Below are 20,591 nucleotides of genomic sequence, written 5' to 3'. Positions count from 1 at the left end.
CTCGCCGCCCGTGTCCACCGTGCAGGTCCTGCTCACCCGGCTCGATCCGGGTGTGCCACTTCCCCGTTACGCACGCCCCGGCGACGCCGGGGCCGATCTCGTGACCACCGAAGACGTCGTGCTCGCGCCCGGCGCGCGAGCGGTGGTCGGCACCGGGATCGCGATCGCGCTGCCCGAGGGCTACGCCGGTTTCGTGCATCCGCGCTCGGGACTCGCGGCGCGGGCGGGGCTGTCCGTGGTCAACACCCCGGGCACGATCGACGCGGGGTACCGCGGCGAGATCAAGGTGTGCCTGATCAACCACGATCTCACCGAGCCGGTGAAACTGGTCCGTGGTGACCGGATCGCGCAGCTGGTCGTGCAACGGGTGGAGACCGCGGAGTTCGTGGAGGTCGCCGAGCTCGAAGCGTCCGAGCGAGGGGACGGCGGTTACGGATCCACGGGCGGGCATGCCAGGCTTGACGGCGTGTCTGGGGAAGAAGGAGCGAGGGGCTAGTGGGCATTTTCGGACGCAAGCGGCGCCCGGTCACCGAGGAACGCCGCGGCAGACACGCCGCGCCGGATCCGGTCGAGGACATCGAGGACGACGACGAGTACGAGGCGCCGCTGCCGGTCGTCACCGACGGCCCGTTCGACGTGGCCGACGCCGAGGAAGACGGGGTGCCGCGGATCGACCTCGGTTCCGTGCGCGTGCCGGTGCCCGAGGGCGCCCAGGTGCAGGTCGAGATGGACCCGGAGGCGGGCGGGGTGCGTGCGGTGCACGTGGTCACCGCGCAGGGCCAGGTCACGGTGAGCGCCTACGCCGCGCCGCGGTCGGGCGGGCTGTGGCAGGAGGTCGCCGCCGAGCTGACCGAGCAGCTGCGCGCCGACGGCGCCAAGATCACCTCCGGTGACGGCAAGTGGGATGTGGAGCTGTCCGCGCTGATCGGCGATGTGGCGCTGCGGTTCGTGGGTGTCGACGGGCCGCGCTGGATGCTGCGCGGGGTCATCGCCGGCCCGCAGTCACAGGCCGCGGAGGCGCCGGGCGTGCTGCGGGACATCGTGCGCGACACCATCGTCGTGCGCGGGGACGCGCCGATGCCGGTGCGCACCCCGCTGCCCATCACGCTGCCCCACGCGGTTGCCCAGCACATCGCCGAACAGCAGGCCTGAGCCGTGCCCACCGCCGACGAATGGCTGATCTTCCTGGTCACGGCGACGATCTTCGCGATCACGCCGGGGCCGGGCCTGTTGTACGTGCTCGCCCGTTCGCTGCGCGGCGGCCGGTCCGAGGGACTGCGCTCGGTGGTGGGCAACAGCATCGGCGCCACCACGCACGTCGTCGCGGCCGCGCTCGGGTTGTCCGCGGTGCTGGCCGCCTCGACCGTCGCGTTCACCGTGGTCAAGTACGCGGGCGCGGCGTACCTGCTCTACCTCGGGGTGCAGGCGATCCGGCAGCGCCACGACGAGGGTGACGACGGCGCGGCGGGGAACCTGGCGCGTTCGCCGCTGGTGCAGGGGATCTTGTCGGAGCTGCTGAACCCGAAGACGGCGTTGTACTTCATGGCGCTGCTGCCGCATTTCGTGCACCCGGAGCAGGCGCCGGCGCCGCTGGTGTTCCTGCTGCTGGGGGTGATCGCGATGGCGCTGGCGTCGCTCGCGGACCTGGTGGTGGCGCTGTTCGCCGGTCAGCTGGGGCAGCGGCTGCTGGCGCATCCGCGCTGGCGGATCCGGCAGCGCGTGGCCGGCGGCGCGGTGATGATCGGCCTCGGCGCCTTCGTCGCTACCGCCGACTGACCTGCCAGGCCGCCACCGCGGCGCGGCCCAGCGACTCACGGTCCTGGCCCAGCGCGGCCAGCGCCGTCTCGCGGACCGTGCCGTGCTTCAGCGCGGCGGCCCACTCGTGCGCGACCCGCGCCGGGTGCACGGGATCGTCCGAACAGGCCGCGATTCCGACCGGAATGTCCAGTTCCGCCAACGCTTCCAGCGTCGGCGCGGGACGATCGGCTGCCACCCGCAGGCTCGCCGCCAGCCCGTCACCGTGCCGCCGCCAGGCGCGGTTCAGCTCGGCCGCGAGCCAGGGGGCCACGCCGTCCACGGAGAACTTCAGCGCGCGCTCCAGGCCTTCGCGTTCGACCAGCTCGGCGGAGGCTTTCGCGGCCAGTGACGCTGGCGCGTCCCGCGGCTCGCCGTGCCAGGCGGGAAGGGCCAGCAGCAGGCCGGCGCAGCGGTCCGGATTGCGGACCGCCCACTCGGCCGCGAGGTGCGCGCCGAAGGAGATCCCGCCGACCAGCAGCGGCGCGGTGGCCAGCTCGTCGAGCCGGGTGAGGAAGCCCACCGCGAGCCGATCACCGGGCTCGGGCGCCGGGGTAACCGCCGTCACCCCGATCGCGGCCAGCGGACCTGCGAAAACACTGCGGACGAAGATCTCGTCGGACCCGGTGCCCGGCATCAGCACGGCGGGGCCGGCGGACATAGCCGACATCACGTTGCGATCTTGCGCCAAACCCGTTTCCCTTGCCTGGAACGAAAGCCACAAGGCTACCGTTGTTCAGGTACGGGCCGTATTTCAAGTCGGGGGCCCCGGAGCAGTAGGAGCACCGCCTATGTCCGCCAAAGACGGCGGCTACTTCAGCCGGTTGGTGAAGAAGCTGACCAGCGACGTCGACGAGCTCGACGCCGACGATCTATCGGAAAAATCCGAGGCGGTCGGGGCGCAGCGCGCCTGTGACTGCCGGTCGGGTGAAGAAGTGACCGTGCTCGGCAGACTCCGCAGCGTCAACCTGTGTCCCACGAACGAGGCCGCCACTCTGCAGGCTGAGTTGTTCGACGGAACCGAAGGCGTGACGCTAGTCTGGCTCGGACGGCGCCGGATCCCGGGGATCGAGCCTGGGCGGACGATCAAGGTGCGCGGCCGGATGGCCGAGCGCGACGGTCAGAAGGTGCTGTACAACCCGTTCTACGAGCTGCAGACGACATCCTGAGTTGGTATCGAAAACGTGACTGACCCCGCCCCCACCGACGAGCACAAGGCCGAGGACGAGAAGGAAGCCACCCTCCTGGAACAGATGGGTGGCGTGTCCGGGCTGATCTACTCGTCGGTGCCGGTGGTGGTGTTCGTCCTGGCCAACGCCTTCTTCGGGCTGCAGGCCGGGATCTGGAGCTCGCTGGGCAGCGCGGTGGCGATCGCCGTGCTGCGCCTGGTGCGCAAGGAGCCGCTGCAGCCGGCCATCTCGGGGTTCTTCGGGGTGGCCATCGCGGCGTTCATCGCCTACCGCACCGGCTCCGCGAAGGGCTTCTTCCTGTTCGGTATCTGGGCCAGCCTCGTCTACTGCGGGGTGTTCGTGGTGTCGGTGGTGGTGCGCTGGCCGCTGGCCGGGGTGATCTGGAACTTCCTCAACGGCACCGGCACCGCCTGGCACAAGGACAAGCCCTCCCGCTTCGGCTACGACGTCGCCACACTGGCGCTCGCCGCCGTGTTCGCCGCCCGGTTCGTGGTACAGCGCTGGCTGTACAACTCCGACCACACCGGCTGGCTGGCCTTCGCGAAGATCGCGATGGGGTACCCGCTGTACGCGCTGGCGCTGCTGGTGGTGGTGTGGGCGGTGCGCCGCTCGGACAAGCGCCTCAAGGAGCTGGAGGAGGCCAAGGAAGCCGCCGAAGCGGATACCGAGGCCGCCCTCCGCCTCAAGTACAGCCATCGCCCGAACGAAGCGTAAGTCGGCCCCTGACTCCGGGATCGGCTCAGCCTGAATCCCCACCCGCCGGCCCGGCCATCATCCCTGGCGGACGACAGTGCCCTCACCATGTCGGCGCTGCCCTCGCCAGGAGCCGCCGCAGAATTCGGCAGCGGAGTGCAAGGTGACGGCAAGCGGCTCCTGCCCCGTTGAAAAGACGCCTCAGCTCTCCTCGTAGGTGATTTCGTGGCGGGCGGCGATCGGGTTGATCTTCGCCGGGTCCAGGGCGCCGTCGGTGAACACCGTGGGCCCGGCTTCGAAAAGGTCCTCCACGTAGTGCTCCCAGCCGCCGGGCGCGGAGATCTGGAGCACCCGCGGCGGCGGGGTGGAGCCGCGGCGTAGCGCGTGCGGAATCCCGTGCGGCAGCAGGACGAACGCCCCCGCGCCCGCCTTGTGCGTGCGGTCGTCGTACTCCACGACCAGCTCGCCGGAAAGCACGTAGATCGCCTCGTCGGCGTGGTGGTGCACGTGCCGTGGGATGTCCTGCCCCAGCGTCACCTCCAGCAGTGAGAGCTTGCCTTCGGTGTCCTCGGTCGTCGCCTTGACGGCGAAAGCGGGCGGCAGCGGAACGCGGCTCGGCCGGGCTTCGCCGGCCTCCAGGAGCAGGAAACGGTCACTCATGGCGGGTGCCTCTCTGGTAGCGTAACGGAATCGGAGTCCGTTTCCAGATAATCGAGATGGGGAGAGTTTGTCAACCTCGCCGAAGAAGGTCCGGGCCGACGCCGAACGCAACCGCGGCAAGGTGCTCGCCACTGCGCGCGAGCTGTTCGCCGAGCGTGGTGAGGACGTCCAACTGCCCGAAATCGCGCGCGCCGCCGGTGTCGGTGTGGGCACGGTTTACCGGCATTTCCCGACGAAGCAGGCGCTCGTCGAGGCCGCGGCCGATCAGCGCTTCGCGGAGATCGCCGAGTACGCCCGCGCCGAATGCCTGCGCTCTCCCGTGCGCGGACTGGAGAAATACCTCCAGCACGTCGGGGAAGTGCTCACGGCCGACCCCGGGTTGTCCGCCGCGATCCAAGCCGTCCGCGACGCGCCCGGCACACCGCCGACCGGCGCCGCCCGCGCGGTGCTGGAGGAGGTCGTGGCGGAGCTGATCGAGCGCGGCAAACAAGCCGGCGCGCTACGCGAAGACCTCACCACCGCGGACGTCTACCTCATCGTCTGCGGCCTGTCCGCGGTGATCCGCACCGGCAGCGGCGACTGGCGGCGCTTCAACGAGCTCGCCGCCCACGGGTTCCGTCAGTAGCCCAGCGCGGCCCGGACGTCGGCCTCGACCTCCGAGGAAGCCACGAACAGCAGCTCGTCACCGGGCTCCAGCGGATCCTCCGGCTGCGGCACGATCACCCGCTCCCCACGCAGGATCGTCACCAGCGCGGCGTCCCGGGGCAGCGCGATCTCGCTGACCGGGCGGCCCGCCAGCGGCGTCTCCGGCGGCAGGGTCAGTTCGACCAGGTTGGCCTGCCCCTGCCGGAAGGTCATCAGCCGCACCAGATCGCCGACGCTGACGGCCTCCTCGACCATCGCGGCGAGCATGCGCGGGGTGGACACCGCGACGTCCACGCCCCAGGCGTCGGTGAACAGCCACTCGTTGGCCGGGTTGTTCACCCTGGCCACCACGCGGCGCACCGCGAACTCCGTCTTGGCCAGCAACGAGACCACGACGTTGACCTTGTCGTCCCCGGTCGCGGCGATCACCACGTCGCAACGCTCCACACCGGACTCTTCGAGCGTGGACACCTCGCAGGCGTCGCCGAGCACCCAGTCCGCCTGCTCCACCGTGTCCGGCTCGAACTGGGCGGACTGCCGCTCGATGAGCATCACCTGATGCCCGCCGTCGATCAGTTCCGTCGCGATCGAACGCCCGACGGCGCCGGCACCGGCGATCGCCACCCGCATCAGTTCTCCTCCTCGGGAGCTTTCGCCGCGACGCTGCTCACGTCGCCGACCGTGCCGGAGCGCGCCGCCACGTAGACCAGATCATCGGCCTGCAGCGCGGTTTTCGAGTCCGGCAGCACCGGGGTGCCGAACCGCATGATGAACGCCACCCGCGCGCCGGTGGCCTCCTGCAGGTCCTGGACGTTGCGGCCCACCCAGGCCTCGTGGAACGGCAGCTGCAGCACCGCCATGTTGCCCGTCGGGTCGCGCCACGCCGATGCGACGCCGTCCGGCAGCAGGGTGCGCAGGAACCGGTCGGTGGTCCACGGCACGGTGGCCACCGTGGGGATCCCCAGCCGCTCGTAGACCGCGGCACGCTTGGGGTCGTAGATGCGGGCCACGACGTGCTCCACGCCGAAGTTCTCGCGGGCGACCCTCGCGGAGATGATGTTGGAGTTGTCGCCACTGGACACGGCGGCGAACGCGCCGGCTCTTTCGATCCCGGCGTCGATGAGCACCTGCCGGTCGAACCCGATGCCGAGGATCTGCCTGCCCTGGAAGTCGCTGCCGAGGCGCCGGAAGGCTTCCTGCACCTTGTCGATCACCGCGACCTCATGACCCAGGCGCTCCAGCGCCGCGGCCAGGGACGCGCCTACCCGGCCACATCCCATGATCACCACGTGCACCCGCTTGCCTCCTGTTAGTCACCCGTATGGCGGTTACCCGCGTTACGCCAGCGCAGAACCTACCTTGTCCGGCGGAACGTGACACCCTGCCCGTCATCACAGTTACGCATGTGTCCGGTCACCGTCGACCACGACCGCCCTGAACGGAGGCGCTGCGCGTCACAGTTACTCTTCGGGGGTGCCGAAGTTCGCGACTGTCGCCAAGCGGCTTGTGCTTGGCGCCCCGTTCCGCAGTGACCGGTTGTCGCACACCCTGCTCCCCAAACGCATCGCGCTGCCCATCTTCGCGTCGGACGCCCTCTCCAGTGTCGCTTACGCGCCTGAGGAAATCTTCCTCACGCTGAGCGTCGCCGGCCTGTCCGCGTACACGCTGGCGCCCTGGATCGGCATCGCCGTCGCGCTGGTCATGCTGGTGGTCGTCGCGTCGTATCGGCAGAACGTGCACGCGTACCCCAGCGGCGGCGGGGACTACGAGGTGGCCACCACCAACCTCGGCGGCAGATTCGGGCTCACCGTGGCCAGCGCGCTGCTGGTGGACTATGTGCTGACCGTCGCGGTGTCCACGTCCTCGGGCGTGGCGAACATCGGTTCCGCGATCCCGTTCGTCGCCCAGCACAAGGTGATTTTCGCCGTCCTCATCGTGGCGGTGCTGACCGCGCTGAACCTGCGCGGCGTCCGCGAATCGGGCAAGGCCTTCGCAATCCCGACATACGGGTTCATCGCGGGCATTCTGATCATGGTGGCGTGGGGGCTGTTCGAGGCCGCGCGCGGCACCCCGCTGCACGCCGAGAGCGCGGGTTTCCAGCTGCACGAGGAAAACTCGCTGGCCGGGTTCGCCTTCGTCTTCCTGATCCTGCGGTCGTTCTCCTCCGGCGCGGCGGCGCTGACCGGGGTCGAGGCGATCAGCAACGGTGTGCCCGCGTTCCGCAAGCCCAAGTCCAAGAACGCGGCCACCACACTGCTGCTGATGGGTGTGCTCGCGGTCACCATGCTGATCGGGATCATCGCGCTGGCGATCATCACCGACGTCAAGTTCGCCGAGGACCCGGCACGGCAGCTCGCCGGCGCGCCCGCGGGCTACGAGCAGAAGACGATCGTCACCCAGATCGCGCACGCGGTCTTCGCGCACTTCCCGCCGGGGTTCTACTACGTCTCCTTCGCGACCGGCATCATCCTGTTGCTGGCGGCCAACACCGCGTTCAACGGGTTCCCGGTGCTGGGCTCGATCCTGGCGCAGGACCGCTTCCTGCCGCGGCAGTTGCACACCCGTGGCGACCGGCTGGCGTTCTCCAACGGCATCCTGTTCCTCGCCGCGTTCGCGCTGGTGCTGATCATCGCTTTCGACGCCGAGGTGACCAGGCTGATCCAGCTCTACATCGTGGGCGTGTTCGTGTCGTTCACGGTCAGCCAGGCCGGCATGATCCGGCACTGGAACCGGTTGCTGGCAAGGGAAACCGATCCCTCGGTGCGGCGGCGGATGCGCCGGTCGCAGACGGTCAACGCGATCGGGCTGACCATGACCGGCACCGTGCTGGTGATCGTGCTGATCACCAAGTTCCTGCTGGGCGCGTGGATCGCGATCGCCGCGATGGTGGCGATCTTCCTGCTGATGACGGCGATCCGCAGACACTACGACCGGGTCGCGACCGAACTGGCCGAAGTGGACGGTGAGGCGCCCAGCGTGCTGCCGTCGCGCAACCACGCGGTCGTGCTGGTCTCCAAGCTGCACCGGCCGACGCTGCGGGCGCTGGCCTACGCCAAGGCATTCCGGCCGGACGTGCTGGAGGCGGTCACGGTCAACGTCGACGACGACGAGACCAGGCAGCTCACCGCCGAATGGGAGAAGCACGGGTTCAAGGTGCCGCTGAAGGTGCTCGAGTCGCCGTATCGCGAGATCACCAAACCCGTCGTGGACTACGTGAAGCGCGTGCGCGGCGACAATCCGCGCAACGTCGTCACGGTTTTCATCCCCGAGTACGTGGTCGGGCGCTGGTGGGAACAGCTGCTGCACAACCAGAGTGCGTTGCGGCTCAAGGGCAGGCTGCTGTTCCAGCCCGGCGTGATCGTGGCGAGTGTGCCCTGGCAGCTGGCTTCCTCCGAAGCGGCGGTGCGCCGGGCGATGCGGGCCCGGCCCGCGGCCGGCGACGTGCGGCGCGGGCTGTACGACACCACCGGCAAGGGAAGCGGGCGGTGACGACGGCGAGCTGGGCGGGGCGCACGTTCGAGGCCGAGGTCGGACCGGTCGCACACGGTGGGCACTGCGTGTCCCGCGTCGAGGGCCGCGTGGTGTTCGTCCGGCACGCGCTGCCGGGTGAGGTCGTGCGCATCGAGGTCACCGAGGACAAGGGCGGTTCGTTCTGCCGCGCCGACGCCGTGGAGGTGCTCAAGGCGGCGCCGGAACGGGTTTCGCCGCCGTGCCCGCTGGCCGGGCCGGGTCTGTGTGGCGGCTGCGACTGGCAGCACGCCGAGCCGGATTTCCAGCGTGAGCTCAAGGCCCGGGTGGTCGAAGAGCAGCTGCGGCGGTTGGCCGGGATCGAGCTTTCCGTTGTGGTGGAAGCACTTCCGGGTGGTCCGCTGGACTGGCGCAGCCGGGTGCGGCTGGTCGCGGGCAAGGACGGGCGGGCCGGGCTGCGGGCGCACCACAGCCATCGGGTGATCGCGCTCGACGACTGCCCGATCTCCGTGCCGGGGGCGCTGGAGCCGGTGCTGTCGCGGCGCTGGCGGCCGGGCTCGGAGCTGGAGGTCACCAGCGACGGCGACGGGCAGACACATGTACGCGAGCTGGGCCTCGTGCGCGGGAAGCGCCGGGCACGGCAGATCCGGGGCGGCTTGGCGGTACAGCACGCGGCCGGTCGCGACTGGAAACTGGACGCGCACGGCTTCTGGCAGGTGCATCCCGCGGCGGCGGAGACGTTCGCGGCGGTCACGGGTGAATGGGCGGACGCGCCACGGGACGGTCTGGTCTGGGATCTCTACGCCGGGGTCGGCCTGTTCGCGTCGGTACTGGCCGGTCAGGTCGGGCCGGGCGGTGAGGTGGTGGCCGTCGAGTCCGGGCGCCGCGCGGTGTCGGACGGGGAACGGGCGCTCAGCGATCTGCCACAGGTGCGCTGGCGGTCCGGGCGGGTGGAGCACGTGGTGCGGGAGCTGCCAGGGCGGCCTTCGGTGGTCGTCCTGGACCCGCCGAGGTCCGGGGCCGGCCGGGCGGTCGTCGAGTCCATTGTGGAGCATGAGCCGTCCCGTGTGGTCTACGTGGCGTGCGACCCGGCGGCACTGGCCCGCGACCTGTCGACGTTCTCCGCGCACGGGTACCGGCTGGAGCGGTTGCGTGCCTTCGACGCCTTCCCGATGACCCATCACGTCGAGTGCGTGGCTCTCGTCGTGCCCGAAACTGTCGGTGGGCCGGGGCATGATGTCGCGCGTGGACCGACTGACTGATTTCGACCGTGCCGCCGGCGCGCTCGGCCGGGCGCCGGGGTAGGCCGGATGCGGGAGCTGGAGGAGATCACCGGGCTGCTGTTGCGCGCGGCGGCGGACACGCGCTTGCGTGACCCGGTGGTGCGTGAGCTGAGCGCGCGTCCGGGCCGGGCGCGGCTGGTGGCGACCGGGGCCGATCTGGTGCTGCTGGAGGTGGCCGCGAGGCTGTTGCGGCGCGGGTGGCAGCCCTACGACGTGCATCGGATCGCTCTGCGCCGGGCGGGTTCCGAGGGTGCCTCCCTGGCGGGTGACGCTGTCGCGGCCGAGGTGGATCGCAGTCCGGCGGCGACGGTGCCACAGGCCTGGCTGTCGCAGTTGGAGCGGATCGAGGCGTCGGTGTGGTGGCAGGCCGGCGAGCCCCGGCTGAGCCAATGGGCGCGGCGGCGGGATTGTTCGGCCGAGTACGCGCTTTCCCGTGCTGTTACGACGTTGGCGGCGCTGGCCACGTTGCCCCAGCTGCCCGATCTGCCGCTGCCGGCCGAGGAGGGCGTGGACGAGAAAATGCTCGCCCGGGTGCGGTCGTTGCTGGCGAAGGCGGAGTCCACGCCGTACCCCGAGGAGGCGGAGGCCCTGTCGGCGAAGGCGCAGGAGCTGATGAGCCGCTACTCGTTCGAACAGGCGCTGGTCGATTCCCGGGTGGCAGGCTCCGCGCGGCGGTTCTGGCTCGATGATCCTTACGTGGCACCGAAATCCTCGCTCGTCACGGCGGTGGCGTCGGCGAACCGGTGCCGCGCGGTGTCGTACGAGAAGCTCGGTTTCCTCGCCGTGGTCGGGCATGAGGTGGATCTGGACATCGTCGAACTGCTTGCCACTTCGCTGCTGGTGCAGGCGACGGAGGCGATGCTCGCCGCCGGCCGGCACGTGTCGCTGAGCGGCCAGTCGCGCACGCGGTCTTTCCGGCACGCGTTCCTGCTGTCGTACGCGGTGCGCATCGGGGAGCGGCTCGCGGAGGCGGACAAAGCCGGTGGCGAACAGCTGTCCGACGAGCGACTGCTGCCGGTGCTCGCGCGCCGGACCGCGGAGGTGGATGCGCTGTTCGGCCGCCTGTTCCCGGATGTCGGCCGCCGCACCCACTCCGTCAGCAACGGTGCCGGCTGGCAGGCCGGCCGCGCCGCCGCCGACCAGGCGAAGCTGACTCCCGAGCGCAGACGCCTGACAGGGTAAGGAGAAGGAGGCGCCACCCAGGCCTCGCGCCAAAACGGACACCCGGCAACGCATCGCACGCCCAGCTCACCCCCGCATCCCAAGCCGCGTGAACACTCAAAGGTCGGGGCGGGGGTGGGGCACACGGCGCCCTGCGCGCGTCCGTTGCTGTCGCACCGCAACCAGCACCTCACCGCGGCGCCCCCAGCAACGAACGGCACCGACCATCAGGTCCGGCCGGGCTCGGTGGTGGTGAAGATGCCGATCTCCCACCATTGCGTCGATTCGGTCACCATCGGCCGGGCAGCTACCCACTGGACCAGCCCCTCAGGATGGTCCTGCAGGTTCGAGCCGACGCCAGGGGAGTCCACAAGCACGTCCACGCCCACCTCGCGCAAATGCTCGGCCCGATCCCGGACAGTTCGAACATCCAAAGTGGACCGAATGCCGAGCACGGATGGCCCGGTGACGATCCGCTCGGTGCTGCCGCGAAACCCGTGCGGTGTCGCGCTGCTGTCGGCATGCGGGCCGGCCGGCATCCCGGCAGGGGCCCAGAAAGCGTGCGCGAGCTGTGCGAGGAACACCCGCCCGGCACCTTCGCGCAACGGTCCAGCTCCAGCACCGCCGGATCGTCCACATCGGACAGACCGGCCGCCGGGCGAACTCGCTCACTTGCGGAACCACCCCGACGGGCCCGGCCGCAGGTTCTGGTAGATGTGCTTGGCTTCCTGGTACTCCGCCAGCCCGGTCGGCCCCAGCTCGCGGCCGAAGCCGGACTGCTTGAACCCGCCCCATTCGGCCTGCGGCAGGTACGGGTGGAAGTCGTTGATCCACACCGTCCCGTGCCGAAGCCGGTTCGCCACCCGCTGCGCGCGCGACGCGTCCGACGTGAACACCCCGCCGGCCAGCCCGTAGTGCGTGTCGTTGGCGATGCGCACCGCGTCGTCCTCGTCGGTGAAGGTCTCGACGGTGAGCACGGGGCCGAAGGACTCCTCCGTCACGGCGAAGCTGCCCTGCTTCACGTTGTCCAGCACGGTCGGCAGGTAGTAGTGCCCGCCCGCGAGGCGTTCGTCGTCGGGACGCCTGCCGCCGGTGCGCAGCACGGCGCCCTCGGCGAGCGCGGTCTCGACGTACTTCTCCACCTTCGCCAGGTGCTGCGCCGAAACGAGCGGGCCGGTTTCGGCTTCCGGGTCGAACGGGCCGCCGAGCCGGATCCGCTCCGCGCGGCGCACCACCTCGGCCACCAGGTCGTCGTGCATCTCCTCCTGCACGATCAGCCGCGCGCCCGCCGAGCAGACCTGGCCGGAGTGCAGGAACACGGCGGTGAGCACGTAGTCCACGGCCGTCTCGAAGTCGGTGTCGGCGAACACCACGTTGGGGTTCTTGCCGCCCAGTTCGAGCGCGACCTTCTTCACCGTCGCCGCCGCGGTCGCCGCTATCCGCTTGCCAGTGGCCGGCCCGCCGGTGAACGACACCAGGTCGACGTCCGGGTGCTCGGACAGCGGGGCGCCGGCGCCGGGCCCGGCGCCCAGCACCAGATTCGCCACGCCCGCGGGCAGCCCGGCCTCGGTGAGGGTGCGCATCAACAGGATCGCGGTGTGCGGGGTGAGCTCGCTGGGCTTGAGCACGAACGTGTTGCCCGCGGCCAGCGCGGGCGCGACCTTCCAAGCGGCCTGCAGCAGCGGGTAGTTCCACGGCGTGATCAGTCCGCAAACGCCGACGGGCTCGTACACGATGCGGCTGATCGCGTCCGGGCTGCCGGTGTCGACGACCCGGCCCGCGTCCTGGCCGGCGAGCTTGCCGAAGTAGCGGAAGCAGGCCGCGATGTCGGCCATGTCGTATTCGCTTTCCACCAGGCGTTTGCCGGTGTCGAGCGATTCGGCGCGGGCATAGGTGTCCCTGTCCCGCTCGATCAGCCCGGCCACCCGCAGCAGCAGGTCACCGCGTTCGGGCGCCGGGGTGGACGGCCACGGGCCGGAGTCGAACGCCGCGCGAGCCGCCGCGATAGCCGCCCCGGTGTCGTCGGCCGTCGCCTCGTCGACCACGCCGACCAGGGAACCGTCGGCAGGACAGCGGATCTCGCGCCGGCCACCGTGGCGCGCGGACACCCACTCGCCGTCGAGGAAAAAGTCCGCCACCAGGCCTCCTTTACCGGCGAGTTTTGACCGGTCGAGAATCCTACGCGGGAGTTCCTCCCGGCCGGTGGGTCGGCTGCATTCCGTATCCGCCTACTTTCGATCGGATTGGTGACTGGCCCACGTTCGGGGCCTCAAGCCACCGACCGTGATCACCTGGCTCCCATTCGTGATCACGTGAGGACCGCGTGCGGGGGAAGGTTCGGACATCCGGGCCACGTGAGGAAGGCCGCGTGGGGCGGCGCGGGGGTTTCGGCCGTCCGTAGACTGGCCGGACGGTCTGCGGATCTACAGGGTGAGGTGGAGAGTTGACTTTACTGGAGTCTGTGCACGGGCCTGCCGACCTCAAGCGGATGGGGCAAGGGCAACTGGAGCAGCTGGCCGGTGAGATCCGGGACTTCCTGATCGACCGGGTGCGCCGCGCCGGCGGGCACCTCGGCCCGAACCTCGGCGTGGTCGAGCTGACGATGGCGCTGCACCGCGTCTTCGACTCCCCGCGGGACGCGATCGTGTTCGACGTCGGGCACCAGAGCTACGTCCACAAGATCCTCACCGGCCGGCAGGAGGGGTTCGACCTGCTGCGCCAGCCCGGTGGGGTCGGCGGCTACCCGGTCCGCGCCGAGAGCGAGCACGACTTCGTGGAGAACAGCCACGCCTCCACCGCACTGTCCTATGTGGACGGTCTGTCCAAGGCGTTCGAACTGGCCGGCGGCGGCAGGCACACCGTGGCCGTGGTCGGCGACGGGGCGCTGACCGGCGGGATGTGCTGGGAGGCGCTGAACAACATCGCCGTCGAGCCCGGCCGCCCGGTGGTGATCGTGGTCAACGACAACGGCCGCTCCTACTCGCCGACCATCGGCGGTTTCGCCGAGCACCTCGCCTCGCTGCGGTTGCAGCCAGGGTACGAGCGGATGCTCGACGGTGGCCGTGAGTTCCTGCTGCACACCCCGGTGGTGGGCAAGCCGATCTACGCCGCGCTGCACGCCGCGAAGGCCGGCATCCGGGACGCGCTGATCCCGCAGATGATGTTCTCCGACCTCGGCCTGAAATACCTCGGCCCGGTCGACGGGCACGACCTGGTGGCGCTGGAGAAGGCCCTGCAGGCCGCGAAGGCGTTCGGCGGCCCGGTGGTCGTGCACGCGGTCACCGAGAAGGGCCACGGCTACCCGCCGGCGGTCAATCACGAGGCCGACCAGATGCACCAGACCGACCCGATCGACCCGGAGACCGGGCTGCCCAAACCCAAGGGCCTCAGCTGGACTTCGGTGTTCGGGGCCGAACTGGCCGAGATCGGGGCCGGGCGCGAGGACGTCGTGGCGATCACCGCCGCGATGCTGCGCTCCACCGGTTTGCACGAGTTCGCCGACCGTTTCCCGAATCGCTGGTACGACGTCGGAATCGCCGAGCAGCACGCGGTCACCTCCGCCGCCGGGCTCGCGATGGGCGGGCTGCACCCGGTGGTCGCGGTGTACTCCACGTTCCTCAACCGCGCGTTCGACCAGCTGCTGATGGACGTGGCGCTGCACCACCAGCCGGTCACCCTGGTGCTGGACCGTGCCGGGATCACCGGCCCGGACGGGCCGAGCCACCACGGAATGTGGGATCTGTCGTTGCTGGGCATGGTGCCGGGCATCAAGGTCGCCGCCCCGCGTGACGCCGAGACGCTGCGCGAGGAGCTGCGCGAAGCGGTCTCGGTTTCCGACGGGCCGACGGTGCTGCGGTTCTCCAAGGGCAGCGTGCCGGAGTCGATCCCCGCGGTCGAGCGCACCGGTGTGGTCGATGTGCTGCGCAAGCCTGCTGAGGACGGGGACGTGCTGCTGGTCGCGGTGGGCGCGTTCGCGCAGCTCGGGCTGGCGGCCGCGGAGCGGTTGGCGGACCAGGGAATCGCGGTCACAGTGGTGGATCCGCGCTGGGTGCTGCCGGTGCCCGAGCAGCTCGTCGAGCTGGCGCAGCGGCACCGGCTGGTCGTGACGGTGGAGGACAGCGGTCGCCACGGCGGTTTCGGTTCCGCGCTCGCGGCCCTGCTGCGGGACGCCGAGTGCGACGTGCCGTTGCGTGATCTCGCTGTGCCGCAACAGTTCCACGAGCACGGGTCGCGGGAAGAGGTGCTCGCCCGGGTCGGCCTGACCGCGCAGGACGTGGCGCGCCGGGTGACGGAGTGGGCGTCGAACCTGCTTCGTGAACCTCAGGCCGAGGCGGCGGACTCTCCGGGGAACTGATCATGGCGTGACCGCCGCGGTGCCCAGGCAGCGGGAAACCCAGGGTGACACCCTCGGGGGGTGGAGTGTCACCCTGGGCCGGCCCCCGCCGCGTTACTCGACCACCGCGATGTCGCCGTCGTCGAAGTGAATGGTCTGCCGCAGGCGGCCGCCGAGTGTGCCCGCGTCGTGCGCGAGGGCATCCCGGTCCTCGATGGACCCCCTTTCGATCTCGTTGACGCGACTGTCAGCCACCGACGGTCAGCCATTCCTCTTCGGAGAACACCGCGTCCTCCAGCGAAGGCAGCGCCTCGGTCCGCATGGTCGCGGGCACCGGCTCCGGCACGGGCAGCCGGCGTTCGAGTTCAGCGGTCCAGTGCAGCATCGCGCGGGGCCGGTCCCAGCCGCAGGCGCCGACGAGCTGCCCGTTGCGGACGAACCCGGTGACCCCGTCGGCCAGCGACACGGTGTCCTCGCCGAGCGCGGGCATCCCGGCCATCTGCAGCCGGTGCTCGTAGATGCTCGACCAGGCCCGCGGCAGCGGCGTGAACGGCTTCGCCAGCCGTCGCCCGACCATGAGGTTCTCGGCGGCGGCGCGTGCGGACTCGACGGCGTTGAGCCAGTGCTCCACTCGCCGTGGCACGTCGTCGAAACGCAGATTCGGCCATTGCGCCGCGTCACCGGCGACGACTACGTCCTCACCGCCGACGGCGAACAACGTCGGCTCGCACAGCACGCCGTCGTCCAGCGTCAGCCCGGATCCGCGCAGCCAGTCCACCGCCGGCACGCTGCCGATGGCGAGCACCACGCAGCTGGCCACTACCAGCTTGTTGTTCGTCAGGTGCAGGCCGAAGGCTTCCTTGGTGCTGATCCAGTGCCGCACCTCGGAGTTCATCGCCAGGCCTGCCCGGTGTTTGCGGTGCGTCTCCGCCACCGCCTCCGACACCCGCGGACCGAACCGGTACAGCGGCGCCTTCGCGTGCCCGACGAGGGTGACGTCGCGGCCGAGGGTGCGCATGCTCGCCGCGAACTCACAGCCGATCAGCCCGCTGCCGATGACCACGGCGGGTTTGCTGCTCTTGACCAGAGCGCGGCGCAGCGAGACCGCGTCCTCGATGGTGCGCAGCGTGCGCACTCTCGGATCGTGCCGCGGCGAGCCGGGCAGGTGCCGCGGCACCACGCCGGTGGCGATGATCAGCCCGTCGTACCAGAGTTCCTCCTTACCGGGCAGGTGCACGACGCGCTGGCCGGTGTCCAGGTGGGTGGCCCTGGTACCCAGCCGCCAGTGCGCGTCCAGTTCGGTGTAGGACTTCAGTTCCACGTCGAGCGGCCGGATCTGGCCGGTCACCAGCTGTTTGGACACCATCGGCCGGTGGTACGGGCGGCGGCGCTCGTCGCAGACGATGATGATCTCGCCGTCGAACTTCAGCTCGCGCAACCGTTCGGCGGCGCGCAGGCCCGCGACGCCGCCGCCGACGATGACGATTCTGTCGCCGTCACTCATCGGCACTCACCTGTTCCGCCATGCCCCGCAGCACGATGGCCTGCATGGGGCAGGAGCGGGCCGCCGCGGCGGCCTGGTCGAAATCCGGCTCGGTCAGCTGGCGGCGGTAGCGCAGCCGCCCGTCCCGGTCGAGCTGGAACAGTCGCGGTGCTTCCCACACGCAGATGCCGTAGACCTCACAGCGATCGTTGTCCACGCTGATGCGCGGACCTCGCAGACGGTTGAGAGTTTTCATACCAGTTCCTCGACAAGGCCGATTCGTTCGAGCACACGGGAGGGGAGGAAACGCAGCACGGACATGGTGATCGTCGGGACCAGCAACGTGATCCCGGCCAGCCACAGCACGGCCAGATGCCCGTTGGCGATCGCACCGAAGAACGAGTGCACCGCCAGCAGCGGGATGGCCAGGTAGGCCAGCCGGTGCAGCCACAGCCAGCGCCGGTAGGCGATGAACCGGTGCATCCCGGCCGTGACGGCGATGGCGATCATCAGTTCCAGCCCGATGATGCCGAGGCTGTGCCGGGCGAGGCCGCTGGGCAGGAAGGGCACCGTCAGCCTGGCGACGGAGAAAGCGCCGAACGACAGGAAGTAGAACGATGCGGCGTGCACGACGCCGAACGCCAGTGTCAGCGTCGCCAGCACCATGTGCCCGCCACGCAGGGCTTTCCGGCCGGTCATGTTGCGGACCCAGCCCGTCGCGGTGAGCACGCCCCAGCACAGCGTGAGGCACATGAAGACGTACGAGATCCGGGCCGACAACTGCGCAGCGCTGCGCAGTCCGGCGTCCGAGGACTGCTGCGCCAGCGGCATCAGCGCCCAGGACAGGCTGTCGGAAACGGTCATGGCCGCGGCCGCCTTCCGGAAAGCGCTTTCCGAGGAATCGTCCCGAGGCTCGCCGGGCGCTCCCTAGTGAGCCGGTTCCTGCTCCGGCTCGGGGTCGCGGGTAAGGGCATCGTGGTCTCCTGATCGAGTTCTTCTTCTCGCGGAATTGCGGATCAGCCACAGCAGGAGCAGCGTCGCTCCGCACAACAGCGCCCCGAGCACGACGGTGGTGAGGATGCCGGTCGCGGACATGTCCAGTGCCGAGGCGGCGGACGTGGCCGCGGTGCTGTTCACCGTCGGCTGGGGCAGCTTCGTGTAGTCGACGAGCCCGGTGCTTTCCAGCAACGTGATGTGCCGCAGCACGACCTGGTTCGCGGTCGCGGCGAACGCCCGTATCTCGTCGTTGCGGGTGTCGGCGCGCACGGCCGCGATAACGCCGAAGACGACACCGTGCGCCGCGCGCAGCCGGTTGGCGAAGATCCGCTGGAAATCCGACGAGTTCGTGGCCGCGCGCATTTCGGCGAGCCAGCTCTGCTGGTCGGAGGTCGGCTGATCGGGCAGCGTGACGTTGTATTTCGCGGCCATTTCCCGCACCGCGACGTCGAGCCTGCCGTGATCCACCATCAGCGTCATGCCGACCTGGCGGACATTCGGATTGTCCGCCCGGCTGCGCGCCATGTCGCCCGCCGGCATTTCCCACAATCCGGCCTGGCGGACCCGGATCAGCAGATCCTGGTCCGACGCGCTGAGCGTCGCTGTCTGTGCCGAGGCCAATACGGGTGCGGCCATTTGGCTCAACACGACCAAAATCGTCAACAGGAATATCCGGACCGCTTTCCGGTCAGAGCCCGAACACATCGGAGGTTCCCGGATTGGCGACCGTCAGCACTTTCCCGCCGGCGGGGGTGATCGGATACCAGACTCCGCCGACGCCCTGCCCAGCCGTTTCGCCGGGCATCTCGTCCTTGGCGTAGCGGTAGAGCGGCCAGCCCGCGAGCGTGGCCTGGTCGGTGCCGTCTTCCCTGGTCAGCGAGCCGACTTTGGTCCTGTCGATCCCTTCCAGCTGCTGGGTGGCGGCGGCCGGGACCGGTTTCCACATCTGCGCGCAGGTGCCGGTGCAGGTGGCCTTCGGCGGGTTCGTGCCGTCCTTGTCGTAGCGGTAAACGGTGTATCCCTGCCCGTCCACCACGATCTGGCCGAGATCGAAGGCGCGTACCGCGTTGAGCGCGGGCTGCACCTGGTCCATCGGCATCGTGGCGGGGGCGGACGCGGTTGAAGAGGAATAAGAACTCGCCATGTCACAGCCGGTGCAGGAGGCGATCAGGGTGACTCCTGCCGCACACAACGGGATCATGGAACGGGGTTTGCGAAGCATCGGAAATCCTTCCCTGTCGGGGGCCAGGGCGTGTGCCATCGCAGCGGTATTGCCTGCAAGAGGGCGTATTAGGTCCACTGTGGACAAAACTGTCCATAGTGGATGCGGAGCGAAGTCGGGGGGCAACGCTCATTCGGGGCCTTCGCCGGGGGATACGACAACGGGTTGCGCGCGGTTCAAAGATTTTCCGGGTTTTTTTGGTACTGGACTCACAACCGGTTCCCCGCCAGGATGTCGGCCGTGGGACGCCACAGCAGAACGCTGCGAGCCGTCGTCGAGCCGGAGGCCGACGACGGCCATGATGATCTGGCCGCCGCGCTCTACCAGGAGTTCGGGCGGCCGCTGCTGGCGTTCGTGCTGACGCTGACCGCCGGTGACCGGTTGTGGGCCGAGGACGTGGTCCAGGAGACCCTCATCCGCGCCTGGCGTAACGCCGACAAACTCGACCGTGAACCGGAAATGCTGCGCGCCTGGCTTTACACCGTGGCGCGCCGGATCGTCATCGACGGCTGGCGCAGCCGCCAGGCGCGGCCGCAGGAGGTCGAGGAGGCCGAGCCCGACTCCGTCGGAGTGCCCGACGAATCGGACCGCACCCTGGCGGCGATGGTCGTTTACGAGGCACTGGGCAATCTTTCGCCCGAGCAACGAGAAGCCGTCCTGCAGACATACATCCGTGACCGAACCGTGAACGAGGTCGCGGCCACCCTCGGGATACCTCCCGGTACCGTCAAGTCCCGCATTTACCACGCGGTACGCGCGCTACGGCGGGCCTTACGAGATCGGGGGTGACGTGAGGTGGGAGGGGCCGCGCACACCGATATCGCCGCCTATGTTCTCGGCGTCCTCGACGAGTCCGAGAACGCGGTCTTCGAGGCACATCTGCTCGACTGCCCGCACTGCCAGCTCGATCTGCTGGAGATGTACGAACTTCCCGAGATACTGGCCGAAGTTCGTAAATACTGGCCGGATCCGCCGATCCCGCAACCGCGCGCCCTGGGTGGTCTGCTCGACGAGGTCGCCCTCGCGCGCCGCCGGCGCAAGCTCATCGCCCGGATCGTCACCGCTGCCGCGGTGTTGCTCATCGTGGCCGGCCCGCTGGTGACCGTCGCCCTGTTGTCCGGCAACGATTCCTACCCCGCGCCCGCCCCGGTGGCCGCGAGCGTGCCCGCTCCGGTGAGCACCACGCCCGGTACGAGCCTGTTCAACGGCGGCGAGTCCGGAAAGGGCTTACAGGCGCAGGTGATCGTGCAGCAGACGGTGTGGGGTTCGAGTGTTCAGCTCGTGCTCAACGGCGTTTCCGGTCCGCAGCAGTGTCAGCTGGTCGCCGTGCCGTGGGCCGGTCCCGAGGTGACCGTGGCGGGCTGGACGGTGCCCGCCGAAACCACCGCGGACGTGCTGCCGCTGCGCATCTCGGGCGGCGCCGGTCTGCTGCCGGCCGAGATCTCGCGCTTCGAGATCCGGGACAACACCGGCACGGTGCTCGCCAGCATCCCACGCTGAACTGGCTTTATAACGTCGAGATAACAGCCAGGTCGCGTTTTGAACTACCTGGGCGTGGTCTCCGTATTCCTCAGTGACGGGCCTCGGGGGCCTTCTCCGTCACAAACCCATTCATCACTGTTGTCCCCGCGGCTGCTCGTTTTCCCCGCCGTGGGGCCAAAAA

At 69.8% G+C, this 20,591-nt stretch carries 22 protein-coding genes and 2 pseudogenes; 12 read left to right on the top strand and 12 right to left on the bottom strand.

Going from position 1 to position 20,591, the window contains the following annotated elements; all coding sequences use genetic code 11:
• Positions 1-10: 10 nt before the first annotated feature.
• Genes dut through VHD82_RS12460 form a run of 3 tightly spaced genes read left to right on the top strand, consistent with a single transcriptional unit; the run spans position 11 to position 1,776 of the window.
• Entirely contained in the window at positions 11-496 is a 486-nt protein-coding gene (dut, locus tag VHD82_RS12470) for a dUTP diphosphatase (RefSeq protein WP_325701509.1), read from the top strand.
• On the top strand, positions 496-1,152 hold the full coding sequence (locus VHD82_RS12465) for a DUF3710 domain-containing protein (RefSeq protein WP_325701506.1): 657 nt from the start codon (positions 496-498) through the stop codon (positions 1,150-1,152). Before dut ends, VHD82_RS12465 begins: the two co-directional genes overlap by 1 nt.
• A 3-nt stretch (positions 1,153-1,155) precedes the next feature.
• Entirely contained in the window at positions 1,156-1,776 is a 621-nt protein-coding gene (locus VHD82_RS12460) for a LysE family translocator (RefSeq protein WP_325701501.1), read from the top strand.
• On the opposite strand, the gene VHD82_RS12455 is transcribed toward VHD82_RS12460, so the two are convergent.
• On the bottom strand, positions 1,763-2,455 hold the full coding sequence (locus VHD82_RS12455; RefSeq protein WP_325701498.1) for an alpha/beta hydrolase: 693 nt from the start codon (positions 2,453-2,455) through the stop codon (positions 1,763-1,765). The two genes, VHD82_RS12460 and VHD82_RS12455, sit on opposite strands and share 14 nt — an antisense overlap.
• 130 nt (positions 2,456-2,585) lie before the next feature.
• On the opposite strand from VHD82_RS12455, the gene VHD82_RS12450 reads away from it, so the two are divergent.
• Positions 2,586-2,963, top strand: coding sequence for an OB-fold nucleic acid binding domain-containing protein (locus VHD82_RS12450; RefSeq protein ID WP_325701495.1), 378 nt, complete (start codon positions 2,586-2,588; stop codon positions 2,961-2,963).
• 15 nt (positions 2,964-2,978) lie between these two features.
• Positions 2,979-3,698 (top strand): DUF3159 domain-containing protein, encoded by a 720-nt coding sequence (locus tag VHD82_RS12445; protein ID WP_325701492.1) that lies wholly within the window; start codon positions 2,979-2,981, stop codon positions 3,696-3,698.
• 180 nt (positions 3,699-3,878) lie between these two features.
• On the opposite strand, the gene VHD82_RS12440 is transcribed toward VHD82_RS12445, so the two are convergent.
• A complete protein-coding gene (locus tag VHD82_RS12440; RefSeq protein ID WP_325701489.1) occupies positions 3,879-4,337 on the bottom strand; it encodes a cupin domain-containing protein in 459 nt (152 codons plus the stop codon).
• A gap of 67 nt (positions 4,338-4,404) precedes the next feature.
• On the opposite strand from VHD82_RS12440, the gene VHD82_RS12435 reads away from it, so the two are divergent.
• A complete protein-coding gene (locus VHD82_RS12435; protein ID WP_325701486.1) occupies positions 4,405-4,962 on the top strand; it encodes a TetR/AcrR family transcriptional regulator in 558 nt (185 codons plus the stop codon).
• On the opposite strand, the gene VHD82_RS12430 is transcribed toward VHD82_RS12435, so the two are convergent.
• On the bottom strand, positions 4,956-5,612 hold the full coding sequence (locus VHD82_RS12430; protein ID WP_325701484.1) for a TrkA family potassium uptake protein: 657 nt from the start codon (positions 5,610-5,612) through the stop codon (positions 4,956-4,958). The two genes, VHD82_RS12435 and VHD82_RS12430, sit on opposite strands and share 7 nt — an antisense overlap.
• Complete coding sequence (locus VHD82_RS12425; protein ID WP_325701481.1) at positions 5,612-6,277, bottom strand: TrkA family potassium uptake protein; 666 nt, start codon at positions 6,275-6,277, stop codon at positions 5,612-5,614. The genes VHD82_RS12430 and VHD82_RS12425 overlap by 1 nt, the downstream gene beginning before the upstream one ends.
• A 178-nt stretch (positions 6,278-6,455) precedes the next feature.
• On the opposite strand from VHD82_RS12425, the gene VHD82_RS12420 reads away from it, so the two are divergent.
• From VHD82_RS12420 to VHD82_RS12410, 3 genes are read left to right on the top strand one after another with little or no spacing between them, the layout of a single operon-like run.
• Positions 6,456-8,471 carry an APC family permease gene (locus VHD82_RS12420; protein ID WP_325701478.1) on the top strand — a complete coding sequence of 672 codons (2,016 nt, stop codon included), beginning with the start codon at positions 6,456-6,458 and terminating at the stop codon, positions 8,469-8,471.
• A complete protein-coding gene (locus VHD82_RS12415; protein WP_325701476.1) occupies positions 8,468-9,712 on the top strand; it encodes a class I SAM-dependent RNA methyltransferase in 1,245 nt (414 codons plus the stop codon). Before VHD82_RS12420 ends, VHD82_RS12415 begins: the two co-directional genes overlap by 4 nt.
• Before the next feature lie 48 nt (positions 9,713-9,760).
• The gene (locus VHD82_RS12410) at positions 9,761-10,915 is read left to right on the top strand and encodes a DUF2786 domain-containing protein (protein WP_325701473.1); all 1,155 of its coding nucleotides are present in this window, start codon (positions 9,761-9,763) and stop codon (positions 10,913-10,915) included.
• Between the two features lie 215 nt (positions 10,916-11,130).
• Here the strand turns inward: VHD82_RS12410 and VHD82_RS12405 are convergent.
• Both VHD82_RS12405 and VHD82_RS12400 read right to left on the bottom strand, forming a co-directional pair.
• Positions 11,131-11,301: pseudogene (locus VHD82_RS12405) on the bottom strand (choline oxidase); the annotation flags it as partial.
• Positions 11,302-11,562: 261 nt separating this feature from the next.
• On the bottom strand, positions 11,563-13,032 hold the full coding sequence (locus VHD82_RS12400; protein WP_325701470.1) for an aldehyde dehydrogenase family protein: 1,470 nt from the start codon (positions 13,030-13,032) through the stop codon (positions 11,563-11,565).
• A gap of 305 nt (positions 13,033-13,337) precedes the next feature.
• Here VHD82_RS12400 and dxs point away from each other — a divergent pair, with 305 nt between their 5' ends.
• Positions 13,338-15,248, top strand: a complete 1,911-nt coding sequence (dxs, locus tag VHD82_RS12395) for a 1-deoxy-D-xylulose-5-phosphate synthase (protein ID WP_325701467.1) — start codon at positions 13,338-13,340, stop codon at positions 15,246-15,248.
• A gap of 93 nt (positions 15,249-15,341) precedes the next feature.
• On the opposite strand, the gene VHD82_RS12390 is transcribed toward dxs, so the two are convergent.
• The 6 genes from VHD82_RS12390 to VHD82_RS12365 all read right to left on the bottom strand — a co-directional run bounded on the left by VHD82_RS12390 (position 15,342) and on the right by VHD82_RS12365 (position 18,928).
• On the bottom strand, positions 15,342-15,482 hold the full coding sequence (locus tag VHD82_RS12390; RefSeq protein WP_325701464.1) for a hypothetical protein: 141 nt from the start codon (positions 15,480-15,482) through the stop codon (positions 15,342-15,344).
• Positions 15,475-16,731, bottom strand: coding sequence for an FAD/NAD(P)-binding oxidoreductase (locus tag VHD82_RS12385; protein WP_325701461.1), 1,257 nt, complete (start codon positions 16,729-16,731; stop codon positions 15,475-15,477). Before VHD82_RS12385 ends, VHD82_RS12390 begins: the two co-directional genes overlap by 8 nt.
• Entirely contained in the window at positions 16,724-16,966 is a 243-nt protein-coding gene (locus tag VHD82_RS12380; protein ID WP_325701458.1) for a ferredoxin, read from the bottom strand. Before VHD82_RS12380 ends, VHD82_RS12385 begins: the two co-directional genes overlap by 8 nt.
• Entirely contained in the window at positions 16,963-17,574 is a 612-nt protein-coding gene (locus VHD82_RS12375; protein WP_325701455.1) for a hypothetical protein, read from the bottom strand. The genes VHD82_RS12380 and VHD82_RS12375 overlap by 4 nt, the downstream gene beginning before the upstream one ends.
• Before the next feature lie 63 nt (positions 17,575-17,637).
• Positions 17,638-18,354: a DUF4142 domain-containing protein gene (locus VHD82_RS12370; RefSeq protein WP_325701453.1), complete on the bottom strand. Its 717-nt coding sequence runs from the start codon at positions 18,352-18,354 to the stop codon at positions 17,638-17,640.
• 40 nt (positions 18,355-18,394) lie between these two features.
• A complete protein-coding gene (locus tag VHD82_RS12365; RefSeq protein WP_325701450.1) occupies positions 18,395-18,928 on the bottom strand; it encodes a hypothetical protein in 534 nt (177 codons plus the stop codon).
• A 240-nt stretch (positions 18,929-19,168) separates the two neighbouring features.
• Between VHD82_RS12365 and VHD82_RS12360 the strand changes: the two genes are divergently transcribed.
• Together VHD82_RS12360 and VHD82_RS36795 are read left to right on the top strand one after the other, a co-directional pair.
• The gene (locus VHD82_RS12360; RefSeq protein WP_325701447.1) at positions 19,169-19,717 is read left to right on the top strand and encodes a sigma-70 family RNA polymerase sigma factor; all 549 of its coding nucleotides are present in this window, start codon (positions 19,169-19,171) and stop codon (positions 19,715-19,717) included.
• A 6-nt stretch (positions 19,718-19,723) separates the two neighbouring features.
• Positions 19,724-19,819, top strand: a pseudogene (locus VHD82_RS36795) (zf-HC2 domain-containing protein); the annotation flags it as partial.
• Positions 19,820-20,591 lie beyond the last annotated feature (772 nt).

The sequence above is a fragment of the Amycolatopsis sp. genome, assembly GCF_035546795.1.
Classification (GTDB): domain Bacteria; phylum Actinomycetota; class Actinomycetes; order Mycobacteriales; family Pseudonocardiaceae; genus Amycolatopsis_E.
This window is presented reverse-complemented; position numbering and strand designations above follow the sequence as displayed.